This is a genomic window from Spartinivicinus marinus, from assembly GCF_026309355.1.
GTDB classification, from domain to species: domain Bacteria; phylum Pseudomonadota; class Gammaproteobacteria; order Pseudomonadales; family Zooshikellaceae; genus Spartinivicinus; species Spartinivicinus marinus.
The window spans coordinates 3,453,557-3,476,326 of record NZ_JAPJZK010000001.1 but is presented as its reverse complement, the minus strand read 5'-3'; the positions used below and the strand labels follow the sequence as shown (position 1 = coordinate 3,476,326).

The window sequence follows — 22,770 nt, the reverse complement described above, 5'->3', positions numbered from 1 at the left end:
CTTTCAAGTTCATTTAAATTATTTTTACTAGTCTGTTATAGACTAGTCCCTCACCCCAACCCTCTCCCTGAGGGCGAGGGAGTCAGGACTGAAGGTGCCATAAAAGCCCATATATACCTCTAAGGTCTTCCTTAACTAGCATTAAAAAACTATCCTGTTTTAGCTTTATCTGATTGCAATGCTTTAGAGCCAGCTATAGTTAATTCTTGTAACTTACTATAAGGTTGACCTTTTAAGATAAACTCTGGTGAATTTAATTCATTAACTGGCACACGAATCAAATCATATTCTCCCCCTTCAGGTGGATCTTCAAAAGCAATCTTGATCCAACTGTCATTAACAGGCTCTGCTTCTTTTAAGGTAATTTGTTCATACCAGCTCTCATCAGTGGTACCCAAATAAAAAATGTCATCCTTTTGTTCATTTATCAGCTTAATATCTTGTTGTATGTAAAGTTGAAGCACCTTGGGCACCGCATCCAAATACACCACTGCAAACTTATCCCCTCGATGTTCATCCAAATAGTTGGAATGCTTTTTTCTCGGGTTTTCTGGTGGGGGGACGACTTCTGGGTTTTGGTCTAATAATGCGGGGGCGATGGGGCCGACGGGGCCGCTGTTTAAATCGAAGTGCTTGCCGCTTTCATAAACATCAATAGCATCAATCGGTGTGGTGCGTTTTTCTAGAGCCACTGGGCTGTTTTCTAATTGGTCTATTTGTTCCCAGGTTAATTGTTTGCGGGAGTACATCATTCGATAGCCAGTGATAATGCTACCGTTGGCTTTAAATGGTATCCAGATGGTATGAAACACTGCTCCCAATGCTTTACGCTTTTCTGAATCGTCCATGGCGAATTGATTGGTTCGCATACTGCGGTAGTAGTGTAATCGTGTGTCGCGATAGGTTTGGTGATTATTGACTAGCAGTTCTCGCCATACTTTCCCCTCTTTAAATACATATACCCAGCCGCCATGGGGTAAGATATTCGACTCGGGCCGTAGTTTGTTTTCAGTAATGTAACCCAAAGGTTTCACAGGGATTATCACGTTATCCCATTCTTCCATTTCCGTATCTTTATGAACGGGGAGTACATTTTCAACAAACGGCAGGTTAAGTGGGGGTTCGGTAGCGGAAGCATTCGATTTATGCATTGATATGCGTAAACCCAGATTGCGGGGCTGATTAGGAATATTACTAATTGTGACCAGGCTTCGGTGCAAAGTGCCGTCTTTTTTGTAAGGAGTAGCGCCCTCGTTGAGTTCGATCAACCCGGCTTGACGATTGCCATATACCACTACCTGGTTCATATCCTGGCAGATGCCTGCTACTTCGACGACAATTTTATAATCCAGATCGAGCTCTTCTTCTCGATCAAGCCGAACAGGCTCTGGCACATACTCAGGCTCTTTCGGTTTTCGGGGTTTAACATTAAAAGGAATACGCGTTGGTACTCCACGAATACTGATTTGTAGAACGCCATCCTGGATTTTACGGACAATACGCTCTTTAACATCACCAGTGCCTGACTCGCCTGCAAGAGTGACCAGTTTACTTTCCAGCATAGGATCGCTTCTGCAACTTTCATCTAGAAACTGTTGCATTTCATCATAGCTAGTAAACAGTTTTTCAAAGAAGTCATCTTCACTGGGATACCCACGGTAGTGAATTTCGTAGGTTTTATCGCCAACGGTGAAACGGGTATGCATGTAAGGGCACCTTAGCAACAGCATATCTGGAAAGTCAGCTACTATATTTTTTCATTAAGGATAGTACTAGTGATCCATGCGCAAAAATAAGATAACCATTTCGTCAACACCAGCACTGTTATCAGATTACACTAGTTGTCATAGATATTTAGCTTTAGTGACCTGCCTTTCTGAACTGCAAAATAAAGCTGGAGCCCTTCTCAGTGTCGGCCAGGCGAATACTTCCCTGACAGGCCTCCATTAGCGACTTGATAATACTCAGGCCAAGTCCTGTGCCACTTTGTTCTCTCCTTGTGGTAAAAAAAGGTGTAAATATTTTGTCTCTATTTGCTTGAGATATTCCACTACCGTTGTCAGTAATTATTAACTCTACCAGTTGATTATTTACTTTCAGGGAAATATTAACTGCTGATGCATCATGTTGCTTAGCATTATCGAATAAGTTTATCAGGATTGTTTCAAGATTATCGGCTGTAATCCTCACCCAACAATTGTGTTGCTTTGGCAGCTCAACTTGTAAGCCAGTTGCTTGATGACGTGATGACAGTTTATTTAAGACTACCATTAAATCAGCAGTTTCATTATCACTGGTTTGACTATCTGCCCTGGCTAACTCTAACAAGCGAGTAACTAAACGCTTCAGTCTGTCTGTATCCTGTTGGATATTCGACAAAAATTGCTGTTTAGTTGCGTGCTCCATGTCATCAATATGATCCATCAGTAATTCTGCAGCCCCTTGAATACTGGTAAGCGGTGTTTTTAATTCATGAGAGACATGAGCGGCAAATTCACGAATATATTCCGACCGCTGATGCAGCGATTTAGCCATTTTAGAGAAACTTTTCGATAATAGCTCAAGCTCTTTGGTAACAGGGTATTCCAATGGTTCCATTGATTGATGGTCACCTTCAGATACCCTGGTGGTTTTTTTAATTAGTCGGTAAATCGGCTGAGATATCGCATAAGAAGTAAAAAGAGCCAACAGAAAAGTCAATACTACAATAGTAGCTCCTGCCAAAATAACTTTGTCTTTTTCGGCGTATAAATGTTTTAAAATATTTTTAGGCGTGCGTGAAAGATAAACCACTCCCCACAGTCGGCCATTATGAATAATTGGCAAGGCAACAAATACTCTAATGCCTGTCCCCCGACTGATTGAGGCCAATGCTGGTGGCGGCTCATCGGAAATTCGCTGTCGAATGACACTGGCATAATGGCCTTGCATAGCCGTTTTTATTTCACTGATATGAGCAAAAGATAACCCCAATTCTGACCGACCAGCAATAACATTGCCGTTATAGTCCAACAGCCTTATGCCTGTAAGGGTAGTTTTTTGTGAGTCACGCAATATCGCTGCTAATATTTTTCCTGCTTGGATAGCAACTCCATCGGGATGGGTTGTTGAAGTTATTCCATCCGGCCTGGAAGGTAGTGACTTATTTTTAGCTAAATCAATTTGAGGGTAAATAGGCGTATAATAATTATCTATTTTTGGTTTTGCCTCCCTATTTATTTTTACACCATAGCTCGACTTAGCTTCAACCAAATTCACCACTTGCTGTTTATAACTGGCGGCAATCACTGCTGCCTGAGAGATCAATGATAACTCTGTTTGCCTAACCAATTCATTTTCATAAATTCTAAAGAAAAATATGCTGCCTAAGGGTAAAACCAGCACAACTAAACTAACTATAAGAAACACTGTGCGTAACCGCAGCCTTCCTTGGTACTGTTTTTCGCTTGTTAACATACCTTTTTAGCTAACCGATAGCCGACACCATGAACTGTCTCGATGATTAATTCACAGCCAGCCTGCTGAAATTTGTTTCTGATATGTCGAATATGGCTATCGATTGTACGGCCACTGACGTGAATATTCATATCATAGGCAACATTCATGATGCTATCACGATCAAACACTTTTTCTGGACGCCGCATAAAACAATGAATAATTGAAAACTCCATTGCTGTTAGTTTAACCAGCTGACTACCCCAAAACACTTGGTGTGTTTCTGGTTCAAGCACCAATAAACCATGGGTTAGCTTTTCATATACTTCTGCTGACTGCTGATTAACCTGTTGCTCTGCATTAACAGGTTGTACTCGTTTTAAAATGACATTTACCCTGGCTACTAGCTCTCTGGGGCTAAATGGCTTGGTTACATAGTCATCACCCCCTATTTCCAAGCCAATTATTTTATCTACTTCATCATCTCGTGATGATAAAAACAGAATAGGCACCTCAGAGGTTTTTCTGATGGCTTTACACACCTCCAAACCATCCAGCTCTGGCATATTGATATCTAAAATAATCAAGCTAGGCTGATGTTGCTCAAACAGCTGTACGGCCTGTTGTCCATCCTTGGCTTCAATAGGCAACATACCAGCCTTCTGTAAGGCAAATACAATAACCTGGCGAATATGGGGATCATCATCAGCAACGAGTATTTTTTTCTCCATTTTATTCACAGGGCGCCTATCCCCCTCCTCGCTTAGCTGGATACCCTAATTTATTAAGCTCAGCTATCAGGGTATCGCAATGATCACCCTGAATTTCAATCACCCCTTGCTTCACCGCTCCGCCCGTACCACAACGCTGCTTCAACTTTTTTGCCAATGCTTTCAGGTCGTTTCCTGTCAGGACCAAGCCTTGGATAGTGGTTACCGTTTTACCCCCTCTACCCTTAACCTCACGACGCACTCTGGCCACGCCATCAGTGAAAGTATCCGATACAGTTTCCTCTGCTTCAGTAGGTTTGATCCTTCCTTGATCAGTAGAATACACTAGTCGACTATTATCAGATGGATCTCGTTTTGCCATAAGGGATATACTCTAACCATTAAATACACTAATTTTACTGTTGGGCTCAGTGAATTTTAACAGGCACCTAGCCTGCTTAACACCACGCTACCTGCTAGCCACTATAATTAAACAAGCGAACGCCTGAGCTGACGTATATAGGTGATGAGCTGTATCGAGAGATAACCATGGGCACTTTGCAAGAAATCTTCATGACAGGCAGCAACTTGATTGTTGGCCTCATTTTACTCGCCACCCTCTCCTTGATCATTGTAGCTGTTACTTTTTATATCATTGATATCACCCAAACCACCCACGCTATCCGTCGTAATTATCCAATTATTGGCCGGTTTCGCTATTTTTTTGAGCATTTAGGTGAGTTTTTCCGCCAGTACTTTTTCGCTATGGATAGAGAGGAGCTCCCGTTTAATCGCGCACAGCGCAGCTGGGTGTATCGCTCAGCCAAAAACCTGGATTCCACCATTGCATTTGGCTCAACCCGCAACTTAAACCCGCCAGGAACAGTATTATTTGTCAACTGCCCGTTTCCGACCCTAGAGGCGGATGCCGTTGATCCTCAGCCCATTACGATTGGCCCTTATTGCGAACAGCCGTACATCACCGCAGGTATTTTCCATATCTCTGGAATGAGTTATGGTGCTATCTCAAAGCCTGCTGTACAAGCCTTGTCACACGGAGCTAAACAGGCCGGCTGTTGGATGAATACTGGCGAAGGAGGGCTATCACCTTACCACCTAGAAGGCGGTTGCGACTTAGTGTTCCAAATTGGCACCGCTAAATACGGGGTAAGAGATGAGCATGGTAATTTAAGTGATGAAAAACTAAAAATCATCGCAGACCATAGCCAAATAAAGATGTTCGAAATAAAAATGAGCCAGGGAGCCAAACCCGGTAAAGGCGGTATATTACCTGCCGTAAAAGTGACCGCAGAAATTGCCGCCATTCGCGGTATACCAGAAGGCCAAAGCTCAATTAGCCCTAATGGCCACCCAGACATAAAGTCAGTAGCAGACCTGTTAGATATGGTTGAGCATATTCGCTCAGTAACAGGTAAGCCGGTTGGTTTTAAAGCCGTTATTGGTGCCTATGGCTGGCTTGACCAACTGTTTGCTTTGATCAATGAGCGTGGCATCAAAAGTGCGCCCGACTTTATTACCATTGATAGTGCCGATGGTGGCACTGGAGCAGCTCCAATGAGCTTAATGGATTATATGGGATTGCCTTTAAAAGAGAGCCTGCCACTGGTTGTCGATAAACTAGCTGAATATGGTTTAAGAGATCGTGTCAAAGTGATTGCTTCAGGTAAGTTAATTAATGCGGCCGATGTTGCATGGGCATTGTGTCTAGGTGCTGACTTTGTTACCTCTGCACGAGGCTATATGTTTGCCTTAGGCTGTATCCAAGCCTTACAGTGCAACAAAAACACTTGCCCCACTGGTATCACGACTCATAATCCAAGGCTACAAAAAGGGCTGGTAGTGATAGATAAAACAACTCGTGTCGTCAATTATGTAAGGAACATGACGTATAACGTTGGTGTAATTGCTCACTCCTGTGGAGTTAAAGAGCCAAGACAGTTAAAACGCTACCATGCTCGCATAGTAACAGACAATGGCCTATCTATACCGTTGGATCAATTGCACCCTAATATCATTGCCACAGATAAAACAACGATCAAATAGTCAGTTGCTACTACCGATTTAGCTGATTAATTATTAGTTTAATTAACGTTTACTCAAACAGTTTGATCAACTCACCAGTAAATACCAATTGCCAATTTGGCTAATAGCATAATTGTTATTCACAGGGTAAAGTTAGCAGTCAAGGCCTAAGTAACAAGCTATGTTTAGATAAGGTTATCTGTACATTGAATGCCCATTATTATTTAGACTTAAAGTCATAATGGGTTTGAGGAAAATCACATATCACGGATCAATTGGCACATTTTTTGGGTTATGCTTTGGACCAGAGAAAAACTACCGCTATTATTGGTCTCCGCTCAGGTAATTGCTTTATAGAGAGAAGTACAGGGAACATGACATGAAGAAAAAACTTTTGGCATGCGCCATTTGCACCAGCCTTGCTTTTAGCTCTGGCTGCGAGAACTTAAACCTCAATAAAGAGTCTCTTGGTACAGCAATTGGTGGTGTTGCAGGGGCTTTAGCTGGCTCACAAGTAGGCAAGGGTAAAGGTCGAAAAATAGCCATTTTAACGGGTGCCCTGATTGGTGCTTATGTGGGTAACCGCATTGGTGCTCATCTTGATGAGCAAGACCGAATCGCCTTACAGCAGCGTTCAGTAGATGTTCTTAACCAAACAAAAGACAACCAGCCAGTTGTCTGGAAGAGTAACAAAACTGATGCATCTGCTACTATCACTCCATCCAATAGCCGCTCTGAAAATCGCCCAGTTTCAATTGTTAGAGATAAACGGGTAGAACCTGTTGCCAACATGACATTAATTGGCAAACCCTATAAAGCCGTGAAAAGCGTGAATATCCGCAATATGCCCAGCACAATTGGCAATAAAGTAGGCGGCCTTAACTCTGGAGACGTGATTACCGCCGTCGGTCGTACTAAAAGCGGCTGGATTTTAGTGGCTAAAAACAACATTACCTTAGGTTATGTCAGCAGTTCTTTTCTAAAGCCCCACAGTGCTGCCGCTCCATCAGAATACCAAGCAGTGGCAATGCGTGATGGCGGGGTTACCCTAGAACAAGTTAAAAAAGATCAATCAGGTGCCATTGACCTGGATAGCGTCAACCTTGATGAAATTGAGTTGGTAGAAGATAAAGTCGTTGCTCAAACTGACTGCAGAAATGTGGATTACAAAATAACCAACAAAGGAAAAGAAACAACCGAGACCTTCAACGCCTGTAAAGGAGCTGATGGTGCATGGGAAATTATTTAAATCAGGATAGTTTACCCAACAGCCTGTTTTTTAATCTTCTGTCTCTTTCATCAGCCCTCACCAAAAACACAAAACGTAGCTCTGCTACGTTTTGTGTTTTATTAAATGAACGCTCTGGGCCAGGAAGTTTGCAGGTTGTTTTGGCCTTCTTTTAAAGGGGTGTTGCAAAAGGTCATGAGTGCAGCAAAATCGATTTTAAATGCAGTATTTACAAGCAGAGTGGTTTTACAGCCATCGCTAAAGTGGCTTTGCTACATTGTGCTGACTACCCTATCACTGGCAATTAATACATCACTGGCAGCTACTGAAAAACGTGTTGCCTACTCAAAGAAGTTTGGTATTGAAGTTTTTGCTATTTATCAAGGTGACAGCTGGTGCCATCGTGTTGTCAATATAGAGCTAAGAGCAGCAGACCCAGCTATTTTTAAATCCAATAGTATTGGTGCCTTTATAAAAAAAATAGGTGCCGTATTACCTACTGAGTGTGATCAAGCCCATCAATTGGATATTAAAGGTAAAGATAAGCACGGCCAGTTACACTTAACAGCAAAAGCCAGCACTAAAGACCAGTTAGCCTGGCAAGTAGCAATTTTAAAATCAGCACCCGCGGCAGTGGATGACACACCTCCAGCTTCACCCGTCACCACTTCACAGCCCGAAGCCAATTCACTAACGACTAAATCGCAGCCTAATGAAGAACCTGAACAACCTTCTTTGAAAAATGCTGCTGCATACTGGCAACCACCCAATTCACAACAAAACATTAAGTATTCAGCCGGTTCTCAAGATTTTGAAATATCAACTAATGACTGGCGCTGCAAACTTAAAATTAATCATCTAAATAACCCAAGAGAACAAAAACTACTTGTTCTTAAGCCTCAAGGGCTCGGTTGTGATGAAAACCGCCTGGCCTATGGGCAAGGGGTAGCAAATGTCAGTTTTTATGATGGTCGCGTTTATGAACAACTGAAGGGTAATTTTTATTTAGGCTACCACTTTGATTACAACGTTGTTATTAATAAAAAGATTTTACTTCATCGTACACGCTTAGATAAAAGAGAAGCATTAACCTTTTACCTTGGTGAACTACCAGTATTTGACACACAACTCATTGGTATTTTGTTCCATACCAGCCAGGGATGGAGTTTTAGTAATGGCGCTATTATTGCCCTTACTAGAAATAAATCTTTATTTCAAAATACTCGATTAATTAAACAATTTGAGCACGCGATAAGTGGCAAAGCAGCAACAATCAGCCATGCGGCTAAAAATTATAAGCTTTATGTGATGGAGCAGCTTAAATTGCCTTTAAAAGCAGATAGCAACATGCTGTATAGCGCTCAATTTACTAAGCAAAATGAGCAATGGCTGGTTGCTAGTGACACCATCAAAAACTATGTTGCAGGCAATATTAACCAAGCAACACAATCTGCACTATCACAAGGTTCCTTAGCAAATCGTATCCAGATTGATACTAAGCGCTTAAAAAAAGCTTCTTTAGCAGACCGCCTCACTTACCTATACGACGATGTTGATCAGATTAATAACCCGCTATTACAAGCAGCTCAGTTTTTCTATACCCATAACAAACTAAAAACCTTTGTTTTGGTTAAAGTCAACAGCATTGGTAACCCTGCCATTGTCGACTGGCCTTATCCCATTGAATTACACAACACAGGCCAAATAAACCAATTAGGCTGGTATCTGGTGTGGGGAGAGGTAAAAGGCAATCCAAATAAGGTATCTGACAGCGGCTTTTTAATTCCGCAAATATTTGTCAACAAAGTAAAGGCTTGCGAACAAGAAGCCTGCCGTGAATATAACGATGTGACTCAGCTGGTGCTAGAACGTTACCAAATGACAGAATGGCAATAAGGGATCATGCATTTATGACCAGAGTTCTAATAATTATTGGCTGTATTATTGGTATTCTCACTGGAGGCTGGTTTTATTTGCAATTTAATGCTGTCCAGCAGTTTGAAAACGCTTTAATAGAAGCAGAACTAGACCAGCACCTGACTTACCAAGGTATTTCGATAAACCCTGTTACTGGTATTATCACTCTCAGCCAGCCAGCATTAAAACATCAAGGTGGAGCTAGCAAATGGGGAAATTTGCCTGCATTTAATTTAGAGGCAGAAACACTTCAAACCAGTTTTACTCACTTTAAAAACTTAACCAGCCTACAACAAGGCGAGTTAAGTATAACTGGTTATAAAGCTAAGCTAATCGAAGATGCTGAATTATACCGAACCATTGGCGATAACCAGTTTGTATATATGTTGGTTGCAATGGGTTATGACAAACTACCTATTAATTTTCAGGTAGACTGGCTCTACGATCAGCCAGACGATTTATTAACCCTCAACCTAAAAACCAGTGCCAATCAACTAGGCGAAATCAACGCTAAATTATCTTTAGATAGATTATCATTACTTGAAACGAATGGTGTGCAACCTAGTCTTACTAACCTATTTAGCAACCAGGCGGACTGGGAAAGTGTTCGCTTAACACAGCTACAGGCTACTTATCAGGATCAAGGGTTTATTCGCAAATTTCAGCAGTGGTTCCAACTGTCCCAAGTTAAAACCCCAGACTCTACTATTATAGAACTGCTGTCTGAACCACACTACCAACAGCTATTAGCCCTATGGGAGTCTCAACAAATTGCAAAAAATAACGCGCAGGACTGGCTTGATGCATTGAAAAGTTTTGTTGACAACCCGAACCAATTAACCATTTCAGCCAAGTTCAATCGCCCCATTAGCTTCAGGCTTCTAAAGAGTCAGCCATCCTCAGGCAAAATCGCTGAACTACTTGAACTGGATTTAGATAACTAAGCTTAGTTATTAATTGCTTGAAGTTTCAACTTCAAACTGCGCCTGAACTGTTTTAGTTGCTTTCAGAGGGTTATACATACGTTTCTTTTTAAAGATAATTTTTGGTTGTTTTTTATTCTCATTCACAGGATTTTCAATTGAGGTATTTATTTGGTCTACAACAGGTAAATAAGTATGTTTAGCCCGATATGTTCCAAATTGAGGTGAACTAGAACTCTTTATCTGACTATCTTTAAAACTGTTACCTTTCAGTAACTGTTTTTTCTGCTTATTTTTCTTAACACGCTTAAAATAGTCATTTAAGTCCTTCTCTATTTCCTCTCTGTTTTCATAAATTTCTAAGCGCTTTACCGGCACCTCATCAGGAGCAAATATTTTGGTTTTGACATGAATTTTGTCTTTATAGTGCTCAGGTTCAAACTCTATACGAACATCATCCCCTATACAAATGGCATGGCCTTTTTTAATAGTTAATTTCAACATCGACTATTACTCTCCTAGTTACACCCTTCATTGTGGGTATTCATACTATCTTTCTACACCTATAAATAAGTCGTAACGAATCTAGCTTTGCTTGAATTCTTCATAGCCGACGTTGTAAGCCTTTGTTGGGGGATGCTGGAGCATAAGTAAATATTAACAATTTAATTTGCTACTTGTTCATTTCCCTATTATCATACGCGTGAACGCCAGTACTAATCATTAGTAAAAATAACTTGGGTTGTTTTTTTCTCTTTAATAGCCTTTCAAGCGCAGCTTAAAGGACTTACACCAAACCAAAAAGACGACAGTTTATACCCAAATTCCGAATAATCAAATACGCTATATTGTGAAGAGGGTCATAAATAATTGTGTTTACTACTCCACACCCTTCACTTTAGTAGACCAATTGTAAAACCACTGCTTTATTTCTACATATACCAATCTCAATCAAAAAATTATACGTCAATAGCGTCATACTAAAATAGGTTCTCGCTAAAATAGTTTCTCGCAACAGTAGCTCAGCTAGACTATACCCGTCGCGAATCATTTTTAGATTTTGTTATCATCGTTCCTCACCTAAAAATCCTACGCATTGGGTATATTTGTGAGCACTTTTTATAGCCGTACTCACTTTATAGTTACGCTTACTAATTTATACCCTTAGAAACGAATCACAATCTTCATTCTTAACTCTTATTTTATAAACGCTAGTCCTTAAACAGTTGCAGTAAATAAGCAATTCTTAAACCAGTTCTAGAATACGATAGAAATCAGCAAGTTAAAATTTTTTCTGGTTATACGTTACAAGCCTTGTAAAAATAACAAACAAAAAAGCCGTGATTTTGACACGGCTTCTAGATAAAAGTTTAATGTAAATTACATTTATCTGCTCAAATATTCAGACTAGCCTTTCTGCAACAGTTTTCTTAAATCAATAATTGCTGCATTAGCTCTCGATATATAGGATGCCATTACTAATGAATGATTCGCCCAAAAACCAAACCCTCCTCCATTGAGCACCATTGGACTCCACACTGTTTCTTGAGTAGCTTCTAGCTCACGGATTATTTGCTTCAAACTAATCAGGGCATTCTTTTTATTCAATACACCAGCAAAATCAACTTCTACCGCTTTTAAGAAATGGATCAACGCCCAAGCTGCACCTCTAGCCTCATAAAATACGTTATCTATTTCTAACCAAGGCGTTTTATCATATTGCTCGGATTGCTGGTAAGTTGCCCGCTCTGCATCGGGGTCTCCAGCAAGGTCTAGATTAAGCCGCTCTTTTCCAACACTGGCACTTAATCGTTGTGACAAGCTACCTAGTCGACTCTCCACATCTCGCAGCCAATCATTCAAATTATCTGCTCGTGTATAAAACTGGGCATCAGGCTTACTAGGATCAGCTAACTTTTCAATATATTTATTTAAAAGCTGAATGCCTTCTTTATATTTACTTTCTGTACTCGGCAAGATAAAGCTTTTATTATCAAAACTAAACTTAGGTTCTGCTTTAGCTAACGATTTATCCTCTACAGATTGTGACTGTGAGCGACTAAAACTTTTCCGCATAGCTCTAGATAAATCACGCACTTGAACTAAAACACCAAATTCCCAACTTGGAATATTATCTAATAATACACCTGGGATCATAATATCATTAGAAAGGTAGCCACCTGACTTATTTAACAGCGTGTCTGCAACCTTTGATAAAGTAGCGGATGTTGTAAAACCTGGCACAACCTCCACTTGCCATGCTTCAGCTTTTAGTTTGGCATTTTCCTTCACATTAAAGGAATCAGGCTCAATACTCCAGTAACTACCAATAGCAAAACTAACAACAGCTAGTACCGCCACAACGCCTATAACACTTTTCATGGCCTTGCCCCTTGCTAAAGGCACCTTTTCTACAAATCGAAATAAACTCAGTTTTATCGAATCAATTGACATATTGGCTTCTCTTCCATACTTAGCGCGATAGCGTTAGATTATATAACGATAAAGCCTGGTTTGAATAACCCTTAGCGGGTTATTTATACGACGATATAGGTAATTTAGAGCGATTCTGGGCGATGTAATAAATAACCCTGCCCGCCATCTATTCCTAAGCTCAGCAGCAATTGCCATACATCTTCTGCCTCAACCCCTTCCACTAGGATAGTGATATCGCGGCTATGGGCAATTTGCACCAGCGACTGAATAAAAAACTGGTTGTCTTTACTATCCAACAACTGCTTTAAATAACTACTATCGACTTTAAGATAGTGAACCGACAGGCTTTGCAAGTAAGCAAAAGCATTGGCCCCTACTCCAAAATGGTCAATACTAAATGCTCCTCCCAGCTTACTAAGCCTAGTTGCAAGTTGTTGCATAATAGGTAGTGCTAGTTGTACACAGTATTCAGGTACCTCAAACACCAACTGGGATAACAAAGAGCGGTGTTGATCAAATTTATCAAGTAACCAATTACTAAATGATTCACTTTGTAGTGATCTGGGCGATAGATTAACACAATAAGGACAATCAGCAGGTTGTTGCAGCAAGTGTTGAATAACTAATTCGACGATTAATTTATCAAACTCCTCTGCCAACCCAAAACGCTCTGCCATAGGCAAAAATACACCGGCTGAAATAATATCATTTTCCAATTGGATCCTGACCAATATTTCTCGTTGCAACAGCTGTCGTTTATTGTCGTAAATTTGCTGGTTATAAAGAATAAGAGACTTATTGGTTAATATGCTTTTCAGCTGCTGATGCCATTTATTGGCAGGCCAATCCATACAGCTAGCCTGCTCTGGTTCTACTTTACTACAAGACCAGCCGTTAACGCCTCTTGACTGCAATTGTCGTAGACTAATATCGGCATCTGTTAATAACTGCATTAAGTCACAACGGTTTAATCGTAATACTGCTGCCACATGCAAACTATCAGAGGCATGAATACTTTCTAGTAGTTGAAGGCCTATCAGCTGACGATAAAGTACTTCTGTTGTATTTTGTAGCAGCTCCATTGACATGCGCGGAATAAATACAGCAAAGTCACCTCCACTGCGTCTACTGACTACATGGCCAGGAAAACGATGAAACACTTCAGTAAGTTGTTCAGCTATCTGTTTAACAAGTGCATCCCCTGCTTCTCGACCTTGCTTTAAATTAAGTTGCTCTAAGTGCCTTATTTGCAACAGTACCAGTCCTCCACCTGATTCACCATGTTCCGACTCCATCCAGGCATTTACTCGATTATCAAATGCCTGACGATTTGGCAACCCAGTAATATGATCGCGGTGAGACTGATCTCTTAGCCGTTCAATAATTTCAACCTGCTCATTAAATAAATGCTGCAAGCGTTTAGCCATTCTATTCATAGCCTCAACCACTCGCCTTAAATCACGAGTTTTAGGTAGCTGTGGTTGTACTTCAAACTGTTTTTCGCAAATAGCCTTAGCTTGCTTTTCTAACAGGGAAAGTGGTTTTAAGATTAGTTTTAATAATAGTGTCAAAGCCAACCAGGAAGCTGCCGCTACCAACCCAAATAACACTAAGTTTGATTTGGTTTTCCGCCACAAATCACGATAAGCAATCCCAGGATGACTAGTAACCGATAGCTGACCAAGTACTACCCAACCTTGGTTCACTTCAGTTGTTGCCGTCGGAGCATCCAGGTTAATCCAATTCACAAACCAACCAGGAATATCTTCTAGCCTGACTGGCTGCTCACTATTGACTAATACCTTCCCATCATTATCTGTAAAAATAATTTGCTGATAATAGCCACGGTCAAATACTGCATCGATCATTGAGTCGATAATTGCAATATCATCACTTTGTACGGCAGCAATAGATACACCAAGTGAGGTAGCTGTATCCTGAGCATGGGATTCCAGCTGCTCTTGTAAATAAGCACGGGCATCATAAACATTCAACAAAAAGCTTGCTGAAAATAGCACGACAATAATCAGGGTTAAAAATACCAGTAACAGCCTTAATACCGTCATTTCAGGGCTCCTTATTTATAGGATGTAGCACTATTTACCACTCCCTTTTACAACTCTTCACCTCGTTGCTGTTTAAGCATCCTTTCTCTCAGCTCCACCCACAAACTAATTCGTGTCGATTTACCTACTCGCTTACCCTCACCACGTTGCTTGGCAAGCCATAATCCATCACCATTAAAGTTATAGACAGGTAATAAATCTTTACGCTGTGATGCAGGGACTATCTCTCCTATTAAATTATCTAATACCAATGGAATACGCTGGCCTTCAGGAAAGTAACTCAACACCATATGCGCCTGATTAAGGCTCAAGGCTTTAACGTAGGTAATCCGCATTTTTTTATCAGCCACACCAAGCAAACGTAAGGTGAAGTATTTTGCAATAGAAAAATCTTCACAATCACCAGCCCCTGATGCCATAAACTCAACAGGTGTCGCCCAATAATCTTCTTTTTTCCAGTGATCAATATCGTTAACAAAGCCTAACTGATTAAAAAATGTATTAACGGCCTTGAGTTTTTCAGACTCAGGTAAATGCTGGCTTTTTTCTACTAACTGTTGCCATTGCTTTAACCGATTCACGGCTGTTTGGCCATAGCTTGTTTGAACCTGCTGCAATAATGCCTGAGATAAACTCAGCTCATTTGCCCAGGTTAAGCTCAGCAAGCCAGCAATGGCGAGGAAGAGTCCTAATTGATGCTTAGTTCTTGCAGCTATTCCTAGCGTTACCACTCATTCCCCCTAACCTGCTTTATATAAGGAAGTTAGTCAGGCACTTAGCTGTCATAGAGAAGCAGTGACTTGCGTCTTAAGCCACCACTGTAAATAAGCATAGTCAAAGAGGAGTAGGTAAAGGAGATTACTTAGACTGGCCTTGTTTGATCAGATCAGCTATTTCCTTCAGGCCAGGGTGATCAGGCTTAATCTGCTGGGCTTTTTCCAGGTACTCGCTGGCTTTTCCCCAACGCTGTTGTGTAGCCGCCCGATGCGCCCATATAAAATATTGCTCTACGATTTGCTCAACGCCCTGATTTGCTTCAACGTTATCAGGTTGTAAGCGAATTACTTCACGATAATAACCTAAAGCATTATCGCCTTCTGGTGTAGTTAGACGCCGTTCCTTGAAGGCGTCCTCTGCCTCTAGTAAAAGCCAAGCTATTTGGGTTTGAAGGCGACTCTGCTCCTTCTCAGGTTGGCTATCGTCGGTCTGCTGAGCATCAGCAAATTCAACTAATGGTTGACAGCCAGCAAGGGTAACAGCCATAAAGGCTGACAGCCAAAAAAGTACTACGTTATGCAGCATAGTAATAATTATCCAGTTGCTTTATATGACTTAAGCGAGTTTATTGTGTCCAATATTAAGTAATAGGTGAATAGTTGAGTCAAACCTCGCTATAACCTATAACTTACAAGAAAACCAATGACTGTAAACCATGTTGCTTACTCACCACGGAATCGCCATTTTGTAAGATGCATTAAAGGGCCCTCAATTTTATTATGACTGAGCTTGTAGTAAAGCCATCAACCACTTCACAAACTGCACGTTTAAAGGATCATTTCGCCCAACGCGTTACAAATCGCGCCCGCCATGTTATTGAATGTTGGCACCGACTTAATAAAGAACACTGGTCAAAACAGTGGCTAGCTGAGTTTCAACGAGCCAACGAAAAACTGCTGAAATATGCAGAACGCTTTAAACAGCAAGCTCATTCCGATATTGCCAGGCAAATCAGTAAAGTTTTACAAGACTTCAATGAAGAAAAAGCCCCTAACAGCGACGTTATCCGCCACCTCAACGACCTAATTATCAAGCTCAGTTACACTGCCCTGCGTAAAGGTGATACGTCTATTGAAATTGGCTCAATTCCTACCAGCAAGCCGGTTTATATAGGCCTTAACCACTTCAGCATGGCCACCAAACTGCTGAAGCAAATGGAGTATTTTGGCTTAAGAGCGAAAGTATTTCACACCCATGATGAGTTTATGAAGGGGTTTGAAAACCGCTATCCCGCCGTAATCGTTATCGATGTTGACTTTGGTGGAGAAAAACGAGCAGGCATTGAGCTAATCAACAATATCCAGGCTCAAATAGAAACTCCGATCCCTATTCTGTTTTATTGTGACGAAGATGACAACATTCTTACTCGCTTAGAGGCAGCACGAGCAAATGGCTGTGAGTTTTACACCCATGGTTTAGAAGCTGGCCATGTAATCGAGCGGATTGAGCAACTGACCAGAATTACCCTTAACGACCCCTACCGTGTACTAATTGTTGATGACTCCAAAGCCCAGGCTTACTTCACCCAAAGCACCTTAAATAAGGCAGGTATTATCACCCAGGTAGTCACTAAACCCCTGGAAGTGATGGATGTTCTGGAAAAGTTTGATACTGACTTAATTATCATGGATATGTACATGCCAGACTGTAATGGCATGGAACTATCCAAGGTAATCAGACAGCAGGAAAAGTACGTCAGTATTCCTATTATTTACCTGTCGGCAGAAGGAGATATTGATAAGCAGCTCGTTGCGATGGGTGAAGGTGGTGATGATTTTTTAACCAAACCTATTAAGCCCCGTCACCTGATTATGACAGTACGAAATCGTGGTGAGCGGGCAAGAACATTACTGTCAAGAATGATCCGCGATAGCTTAACTGGCTTATATAACCACACCTATACCTTGCAGCAGCTGCAAACTGAAGTCATGCGAGCTGAAGAGTATGAACATCCACTGGTCTTCGCCATGATTGACATTGATAAATTCAAAAGCGTCAATGACACCTATGGCCACCCAATGGGTGATCGAGTGATCAAAAGTCTTGCTCTATTCCTGAAGCAACGCTTAAGAAAAACCGATACGATAGGCCGCTATGGCGGTGAAGAGTTTGCCATAATTTTACCTAATACTGGACAACAGGCTGCCGTTGGCCTACTAGATGATATTCGCGAGCACTTTTCGCAAATGAAACAGCCCGCTCATCCGACTGACTTACAAGTTACTTTTAGTTGTGGCTTAGCAATGTTTGATGGAAGTAATGGTGAACAGCTTTCAGCACAAGCAGACAAGGCGCTTTATGCAGCCAAAAATGGTGGCCGAAACTGTGTAAAAGTGTATCAGGCCAGCCAAAGCTAGTTGTTTAGTTAGATTTTTTTCTACTCGTTTATTATCCCATGTTATTCTCTTTCTCCAATTAGCGCTTGCTGATGTTTATCTGAAAGTTTTTCTTTGGCTAGCCGCTCTGATAAATAATAGAAGGTAGCGCTTTTGAGCAGTGTACTCATAAATACCTGAACTGGAACCACAACATAAAAACTTAGTCAAACGTCGTTAAATCATCAGCCCATAAAAACTACTGGAAGAACCTGGATATGTATCGGCTTTCCCATTTTTGTCTTATCTTTTTCTGCTTCTTTTCAGTTAATTTACAAGCCGGACTTGATGATTTATTCGGAAGTAATGATAACCCAGCCAATTATCTTGGTGACGCGGAGTTCTTACCTGTTGAAGAGGCCTTCCAGGTAAGTGGTCAACTGGTTAACCAAGAGGCCCACATTACTGTTAAAGTTACTCCCCAGCACTACCTTTACAAAGACCGTTTCCGCTTCCAGTCACTCTCTGAAGGGGTAAGCCTAAAAGAGCCGATCTACCCTAAAGGTGAGCTTAAATTCGACCAATTTGCCCAAAAAGACCTGGAAGTTTATCCAACAGATGTCGTAGTAAAAATTCCCCTCAGCCAAACCAAGGATATTGTTGAAGTCGCTGTCACTTTTCAAGGCTGTGCAGATGCTGGTTTATGCTACCCTCCACATACCATTAACTTAGCTTTAACACCAGAGAACACAACATCAACAGAAACCTCAGCGACAACCAATGACCCCCTATCGACTAATAAATCTTCCAGACAAGTTACTGCAGCGCCTCCCTCAGAAGAGTCACAACTTTTCTCTCTGCTTTCATCCGGCAGCTGGGCTCTGATTGTTTTCTCGTTTATTGCTGGAGGTATTGCCCTAAGCTTTACCCCTTGTGTACTACCCATGGTGCCTATTCTTTCCAGCTTGATTATTGGCCAGCAACAGCAGTCTAGCTCTCAAAGCCGAAGTCTGTGGCTAAGTATTACTTATGTAGCAGGAATGAGCCTAGTCTATACATTACTTGGCGTATTAGTGGGCATGTTAGGGATTAGCTTCAATCTGCCAGCCAAACTGCAATCTGCATGGGTATTGGTGCCATTTGCAATCTTTTTTGCACTGCTTTCACTTAGCATGTTTGGTCTCTACACCTTAAGCTTGCCGCAGTTTTTACAGGCAAAAGTACACGCTATGAGTGAACAGCAAAAAGCAGGGGCTTTTACTGGTGTGTTTATTATGGGGATGTTATCAGCTGTTATGGTTTCCCCTTGTGTCTCAGCCCCTTTAATAGCTGCATTAACTTATATCAGCCAAACGGGTGATCCACTGATTGGAGGTGTTGCACTGTTTAGCTTGAGTATTGGGATGGGTATCCCACTGATCTTAATTGGCGCAGGTGCAGGCAGCTTACTACCTAAAGCAGGCGCCTGGATGAACGCTGTGAAAAATGTATTTGGCGTTATGCTACTAGCAGTTGCCGTGTGGATGCTGGAAAGGATACTGCCAGGCCCTGTTACCCTAGTGCTTTGGGCTGCATTATTAATTGGCAGTGCTGTGTATATGGGGGCACTTCAGTTTGAAAGAACCAAAGGCTGGTCTGCTTTATGGCAGTCTCTGGGTATTGTCATGATGATTTATGGGGTTTGCTTAATTATTGGTGCCGCTCAAGGCCAGCAAGACCCACTTCGCCCCCTATCTTTTGCCAGCAAGGTGAGCGCAAGCCCTACCAACAACAACCAGGGCTTCACTAAAATTTACACAACCCAGGAGTTACAGCAGGCACTAGCTAAAGCTAAAAATCAGCAAAAACCTGTTATGGTTGATTTATATGCCGACTGGTGTATTTCCTGCAAAGTCATAGAGCGCGAAGTATTTCCTGCAGAAAATGTGAAACCTCTTCTTAGCCAATTTTCATTGATCAAGCTTGATATCACCGCTTTCAATCAAAACCAACAACAGCTGCTCAAACAATACTCAATTTTTGGCCCACCAGCGCTGCTATTCTTCAGCCGAACCGGTGAAGAATTAGCAAATCTTCGTGTACAGGGAGAGATAACCGCTAACTCCCTGGAAAATCACTTAAGATCGACGCTAAATCGCAGCTAACTCCTGCAAGCTTGAACATTTGCTTCTATAATTACCAGTTCAGCCCTAAAAATGGATAAAGTTACGCGATCTTGCATACAATATTAGAGATTTTGCGTTCAAAGTCTTTAATCATGCAAATAGTGGACAGCGGCTGCCATTTTATGCACAATCGGCCGTTACATTTTTGATCATTAACTCTGTCATTACCCGTTACTGTCAGCATAAACCAGTTAATAAGGTAACTGCTGGCAGCAGTTGAGTATGACCTCAGTCGGCATGATTTGTAGTACAAGCGGAGACAGCTCAAACTCTGAGAGCCTTAACTTATGGCAACAATCTTAGTGCTGCACGGGCCTAATTTAAATTTATTAGGCACTCGGGAACCAACTATTTATGGTTCAACTACTTTAGATGATATCAACCAGACCCTGACCACTCAGGCCGTTGATCATGGTCATCACCTGCAAACACTGCAAAGTAATGCAGAGTACGAGTTAATTGAACGGATTCATGACGCAAAGCGTGAAGGGGTTAACTTTATTATTTTTAATCCTGCGGCTTTTACGCATACGAGCGTGGCACTGCGCGATGCATTATTAGGGGTAGAGATTCCTTTTATCGAGGTTCACCTTTCTAACGTCTATCAACGTGAACCTTTTCGGCATCATTCTTACTTTTCGGATGTTGCTGTTGGGGTAATTTGCGGGCTGGGTAATCAAGGCTACGAGCTAGCACTACAAGCAGCCATCAAACAGCTAGAAAACTAAGAGCTAAAGAGGCACACCTGCTGCATTTTTTAGCGCTTTGCAAAACTTAAGACCAAACAAAAATTTAAAACCAGTAAAAGCACAACAAATATCAGTACGTCACTGTTTTGTTTTTGCTTCAACAATAAGTTCAATTTATCCGAGATGACGCTATGGATATTAGAAAAGTAAAAAAACTGATCGAGTTACTAGAAGAGTCTGGTATTGATGAACTGGAAATCAAAGAGGGTGAGGAGTCAGTTCGTATTAGCCGACACGCTAACTCACCTATGATTGCTCCTGCTCAATACGCAATAGCTGCACCAGCAGCGCCAGCGCCTATTGCTGCGGCAGCAGCTCCAGCGGAAACAAAAGAAGAGTCTACACCTGCTGCCAAGCCAACAGGCCACCAAGTAACTTCACCGATGGTAGGTACTTTTTACCGCGCACCTTCTCCTAGCTCACCTGCTTTTGCTGAAGTTGGCCAACATGTTAAAGCTGGCGATGTTTTGTGTATTGTTGAAGCAATGAAAATGATGAACCAAATCGAAGCTGACAAAACAGGCACAATCGAAGCCATTTTGGTGGAAAACGGTCAACCTGTAGAGTTTGATCAGCCGCTGTTTACCATCGTTTAAACCGACTCGACAGTAGCAGGATACCCACCATGCTTGAGAAAGTACTCATTGCCAACCGAGGGGAAATTGCACTACGGATTTTACGAGCCTGCAAAGAGCTTGGCATCAAAACCGTTGCAGTCCACTCTAAAGCGGATGAATCACTAATGCATGTACGCTTAGCAGATGAAAGCGTTTGCATTGGTCCAAACAACCCCACTGAAAGCTACTTAAATATTCCGGCTCTTATTAGCGCAGCAGAAGTTACTGATGCTGTCGCTATCCACCCAGGCTATGGGTTTTTAGCTGAAAATGCTGACTTTGCAGAGCAAGTAGAGAACAGCGGCTTTACCTTTATTGGCCCATCACCTGATGTGATTCGCTTAATGGGTGACAAAGTGTCCGCCATTAAAGCTATGCAAAAAGCAGGTGTTCCCACCGTACCTGGCTCAAATGGCCCACTAACGGGTGACAAAGAGCGCTCTCTTGCCATTGCCCGTGATATTGGCTATCCAGTTATTGTTAAAGCATCTGGTGGTGGCGGTGGTCGTGGTATGCGAGTTGTTCATAGTGAAGCCCACTTACTTAGTGCAATTAATGTTACCCAATCTGAAGCCTTGGCTGCTTTTGGTAATGAAATGGTTTATCTGGAAAAATTTCTGGAAAACCCACGCCACGTTGAAGTTCAAATACTCGCCGATGGCCAGGGTAATGCCATTCACTTGGGTGATCGAGACTGTTCACTGCAACGTCGCCATCAAAAGGTTATTGAAGAAGCACCAGCCCCAGGTATTCCTGAAGAAGCGCGCCACGACATTGCTATGCGCTGTGTAAATGCCTGTATTGAAATTGGCTATCGTGGTGCAGGTACTTTTGAGTTTTTATACGAAGATGGCAATTTCTACTTCATTGAAATGAACACTCGGGTTCAGGTTGAGCACCCAGTATCTGAAATGGTGACTGGGGTCGACATTGTGAAAGAGCAACTATTGGTTGCTAGTGGCCAACCTTTAAGTATCAAACAAGAAGATATCACTATTAAAGGTCATGCCATTGAGTGTCGAATCAATGCTGAAGACCCCAAAACCTTTATGCCATCACCTGGTGAGATTAAACACTTCCATGCTCCAGGCGGTATTGGAATTCGTGTCGATTCTCATTTATATAGTGGTTATAAAGTCCCTCCTTATTACGACTCGCTCATCGCTAAAGTCATTAGCTATGGTGAGACCCGAGAAGTTGCCCTGGCTAGAATGCGTCACGCGCTAGATGAGCTGGTTGTGCATGGTATTCGTACTAATGCTCCACTACATGCAGAGCTGGTAAGAGATGCTAATTTCGCCAAAGGTGGGGTTAATATTCATTATCTGGAACAAAAGCTATCTCAGTAATCTGTAGATAGTCATTGAGGCGAGCTTAGTTAAGCTCGCC

At 41.8% G+C, this 22,770-nt stretch carries 18 protein-coding genes; 9 read left to right on the top strand and 9 right to left on the bottom strand.

The features are described 5' to 3' along the window. Positions 1–149: 149 nt before the first annotated feature. From OQE68_RS15640 to OQE68_RS15625, 4 genes are all read right to left on the bottom strand, one after another. On the bottom strand, positions 150–1,706 hold the full coding sequence (locus OQE68_RS15640) for a hypothetical protein (protein ID WP_180568689.1): 1,557 nt from the start codon (positions 1,704–1,706) through the stop codon (positions 150–152). A 154-nt stretch (positions 1,707–1,860) separates the two neighbouring features. Continuing rightward, complete coding sequence (locus tag OQE68_RS15635) at positions 1,861–3,456, bottom strand: sensor histidine kinase (RefSeq protein WP_180568690.1); 1,596 nt, start codon at positions 3,454–3,456, stop codon at positions 1,861–1,863. Beyond that, a complete protein-coding gene (locus OQE68_RS15630; protein ID WP_180568740.1) occupies positions 3,450–4,166 on the bottom strand; it encodes a response regulator in 717 nt (238 codons plus the stop codon). The genes OQE68_RS15635 and OQE68_RS15630 overlap by 7 nt, the downstream gene beginning before the upstream one ends. Positions 4,167–4,182: 16 nt before the next feature. Beyond that, positions 4,183–4,527, bottom strand: a complete 345-nt coding sequence (locus OQE68_RS15625) for a translation initiation factor (RefSeq protein WP_180568691.1) — start codon at positions 4,525–4,527, stop codon at positions 4,183–4,185. Between the two features lie 191 nt (positions 4,528–4,718). On the opposite strand from OQE68_RS15625, the gene OQE68_RS15620 reads away from it, so the two are divergent. The 4 genes from OQE68_RS15620 to OQE68_RS15605 all read left to right on the top strand — a co-directional run bounded on the left by OQE68_RS15620 (position 4,719) and on the right by OQE68_RS15605 (position 10,277). Beyond that, positions 4,719–6,209 (top strand): FMN-binding glutamate synthase family protein, encoded by a 1,491-nt coding sequence (locus OQE68_RS15620; protein ID WP_180568692.1) that lies wholly within the window; start codon positions 4,719–4,721, stop codon positions 6,207–6,209. 358 nt (positions 6,210–6,567) lie between these two features. Beyond that, positions 6,568–7,437, top strand: a complete 870-nt coding sequence (locus OQE68_RS15615; protein ID WP_180568693.1) for a glycine zipper 2TM domain-containing protein — start codon at positions 6,568–6,570, stop codon at positions 7,435–7,437. A gap of 174 nt (positions 7,438–7,611) precedes the next feature. After that, entirely contained in the window at positions 7,612–9,312 is a 1,701-nt protein-coding gene (locus OQE68_RS15610) for a hypothetical protein (protein WP_180568694.1), read from the top strand. Positions 9,313–9,326: 14 nt separating this feature from the next. Then, positions 9,327–10,277: an aq_1923 C-terminal domain gene (locus OQE68_RS15605; protein ID WP_180568695.1), complete on the top strand. Its 951-nt coding sequence runs from the start codon at positions 9,327–9,329 to the stop codon at positions 10,275–10,277. A gap of 9 nt (positions 10,278–10,286) precedes the next feature. Here the strand turns inward: OQE68_RS15605 and OQE68_RS15600 are convergent, their stop codons facing one another. The 5 genes from OQE68_RS15600 to OQE68_RS15580 all read right to left on the bottom strand — a co-directional run bounded on the left by OQE68_RS15600 (position 10,287) and on the right by OQE68_RS15580 (position 16,021). Then, on the bottom strand, positions 10,287–10,760 hold the full coding sequence (locus OQE68_RS15600) for a carbon storage regulator (RefSeq protein ID WP_180568696.1): 474 nt from the start codon (positions 10,758–10,760) through the stop codon (positions 10,287–10,289). A 903-nt stretch (positions 10,761–11,663) separates the two neighbouring features. Continuing rightward, a complete protein-coding gene (locus OQE68_RS15595; RefSeq protein WP_255490871.1) occupies positions 11,664–12,638 on the bottom strand; it encodes a DUF2333 family protein in 975 nt (324 codons plus the stop codon). A 176-nt stretch (positions 12,639–12,814) separates the two neighbouring features. Beyond that, a complete protein-coding gene (locus OQE68_RS15590; RefSeq protein WP_180568698.1) occupies positions 12,815–14,758 on the bottom strand; it encodes a bifunctional diguanylate cyclase/phosphodiesterase in 1,944 nt (647 codons plus the stop codon). A 47-nt stretch (positions 14,759–14,805) separates the two neighbouring features. Then, on the bottom strand, positions 14,806–15,489 hold the full coding sequence (locus OQE68_RS15585; RefSeq protein ID WP_266195688.1) for a transglutaminase-like cysteine peptidase: 684 nt from the start codon (positions 15,487–15,489) through the stop codon (positions 14,806–14,808). 127 nt (positions 15,490–15,616) lie between these two features. After that, positions 15,617–16,021: a hypothetical protein gene (locus OQE68_RS15580; RefSeq protein ID WP_180568699.1), complete on the bottom strand. Its 405-nt coding sequence runs from the start codon at positions 16,019–16,021 to the stop codon at positions 15,617–15,619. Between the two features lie 233 nt (positions 16,022–16,254). Between OQE68_RS15580 and OQE68_RS15575 the strand changes: the two genes are divergently transcribed. The 5 genes from OQE68_RS15575 to accC all read left to right on the top strand — a co-directional run bounded on the left by OQE68_RS15575 (position 16,255) and on the right by accC (position 22,730). After that, positions 16,255–17,892 carry a GGDEF domain-containing response regulator gene (locus tag OQE68_RS15575; RefSeq protein WP_180568700.1) on the top strand — a complete coding sequence of 546 codons (1,638 nt, stop codon included), beginning with the start codon at positions 16,255–16,257 and terminating at the stop codon, positions 17,890–17,892. A gap of 236 nt (positions 17,893–18,128) precedes the next feature. Next, on the top strand, positions 18,129–19,994 hold the full coding sequence (dsbD, locus tag OQE68_RS15570; RefSeq protein WP_180568701.1) for a protein-disulfide reductase DsbD: 1,866 nt from the start codon (positions 18,129–18,131) through the stop codon (positions 19,992–19,994). A gap of 308 nt (positions 19,995–20,302) precedes the next feature. Then, entirely contained in the window at positions 20,303–20,743 is a 441-nt protein-coding gene (gene aroQ, locus OQE68_RS15565) for a type II 3-dehydroquinate dehydratase (RefSeq protein WP_180568702.1), read from the top strand. Positions 20,744–20,895: 152 nt separating this feature from the next. Further along, the gene (gene accB / locus OQE68_RS15560) at positions 20,896–21,360 is read left to right on the top strand and encodes an acetyl-CoA carboxylase biotin carboxyl carrier protein (RefSeq protein ID WP_180568703.1); all 465 of its coding nucleotides are present in this window, start codon (positions 20,896–20,898) and stop codon (positions 21,358–21,360) included. A 29-nt stretch (positions 21,361–21,389) separates the two neighbouring features. Then, entirely contained in the window at positions 21,390–22,730 is a 1,341-nt protein-coding gene (gene accC, locus OQE68_RS15555; protein WP_180568704.1) for an acetyl-CoA carboxylase biotin carboxylase subunit, read from the top strand. Positions 22,731–22,770 lie beyond the last annotated feature (40 nt).

Excerpts from the sequence above, each read along its gene's own strand:
- OQE68_RS15615 (WP_180568693.1), top strand. The coding sequence starts at position 6,568 with ATGAAGAAAAAACTTTTGGCATGCGCCATTTGCACCAGCCTTGCTTTT.
- OQE68_RS15600 (WP_180568696.1), bottom strand. The coding sequence starts at position 10,760 with ATGTTGAAATTAACTATTAAAAAAGGCCATGCCATTTGTATAGGGGAT.
- OQE68_RS15630 (WP_180568740.1), bottom strand. The coding sequence starts at position 4,166 with ATGGAGAAAAAAATACTCGTTGCTGATGATGATCCCCATATTCGCCAG.
- OQE68_RS15640 (WP_180568689.1), bottom strand. The coding sequence starts at position 1,706 with ATGCATACCCGTTTCACCGTTGGCGATAAAACCTACGAAATTCACTAC.
- accC (WP_180568704.1), top strand. The coding sequence starts at position 21,390 with ATGCTTGAGAAAGTACTCATTGCCAACCGAGGGGAAATTGCACTACGG.
- OQE68_RS15580 (WP_180568699.1), bottom strand. The coding sequence starts at position 16,021 with ATGGCTGTTACCCTTGCTGGCTGTCAACCATTAGTTGAATTTGCTGAT.
- OQE68_RS15605 (WP_180568695.1), top strand. The coding sequence starts at position 9,327 with ATGACCAGAGTTCTAATAATTATTGGCTGTATTATTGGTATTCTCACT.
- dsbD (WP_180568701.1), top strand. The coding sequence starts at position 18,129 with ATGTATCGGCTTTCCCATTTTTGTCTTATCTTTTTCTGCTTCTTTTCA.
- OQE68_RS15610 (WP_180568694.1), top strand. The coding sequence starts at position 7,612 with ATGAGTGCAGCAAAATCGATTTTAAATGCAGTATTTACAAGCAGAGTG.
- OQE68_RS15595 (WP_255490871.1), bottom strand. The coding sequence starts at position 12,638 with ATGAAAAGTGTTATAGGCGTTGTGGCGGTACTAGCTGTTGTTAGTTTT.
- accB (WP_180568703.1), top strand. The coding sequence starts at position 20,896 with ATGGATATTAGAAAAGTAAAAAAACTGATCGAGTTACTAGAAGAGTCT.
- aroQ (WP_180568702.1), top strand. The coding sequence starts at position 20,303 with ATGGCAACAATCTTAGTGCTGCACGGGCCTAATTTAAATTTATTAGGC.
- OQE68_RS15575 (WP_180568700.1), top strand. The coding sequence starts at position 16,255 with ATGACTGAGCTTGTAGTAAAGCCATCAACCACTTCACAAACTGCACGT.
- OQE68_RS15590 (WP_180568698.1), bottom strand. The coding sequence starts at position 14,758 with ATGACGGTATTAAGGCTGTTACTGGTATTTTTAACCCTGATTATTGTC.
- OQE68_RS15625 (WP_180568691.1), bottom strand. The coding sequence starts at position 4,527 with ATGGCAAAACGAGATCCATCTGATAATAGTCGACTAGTGTATTCTACT.
- OQE68_RS15635 (WP_180568690.1), bottom strand. The coding sequence starts at position 3,456 with ATGTTAACAAGCGAAAAACAGTACCAAGGAAGGCTGCGGTTACGCACA.
- OQE68_RS15620 (WP_180568692.1), top strand. The coding sequence starts at position 4,719 with ATGACAGGCAGCAACTTGATTGTTGGCCTCATTTTACTCGCCACCCTC.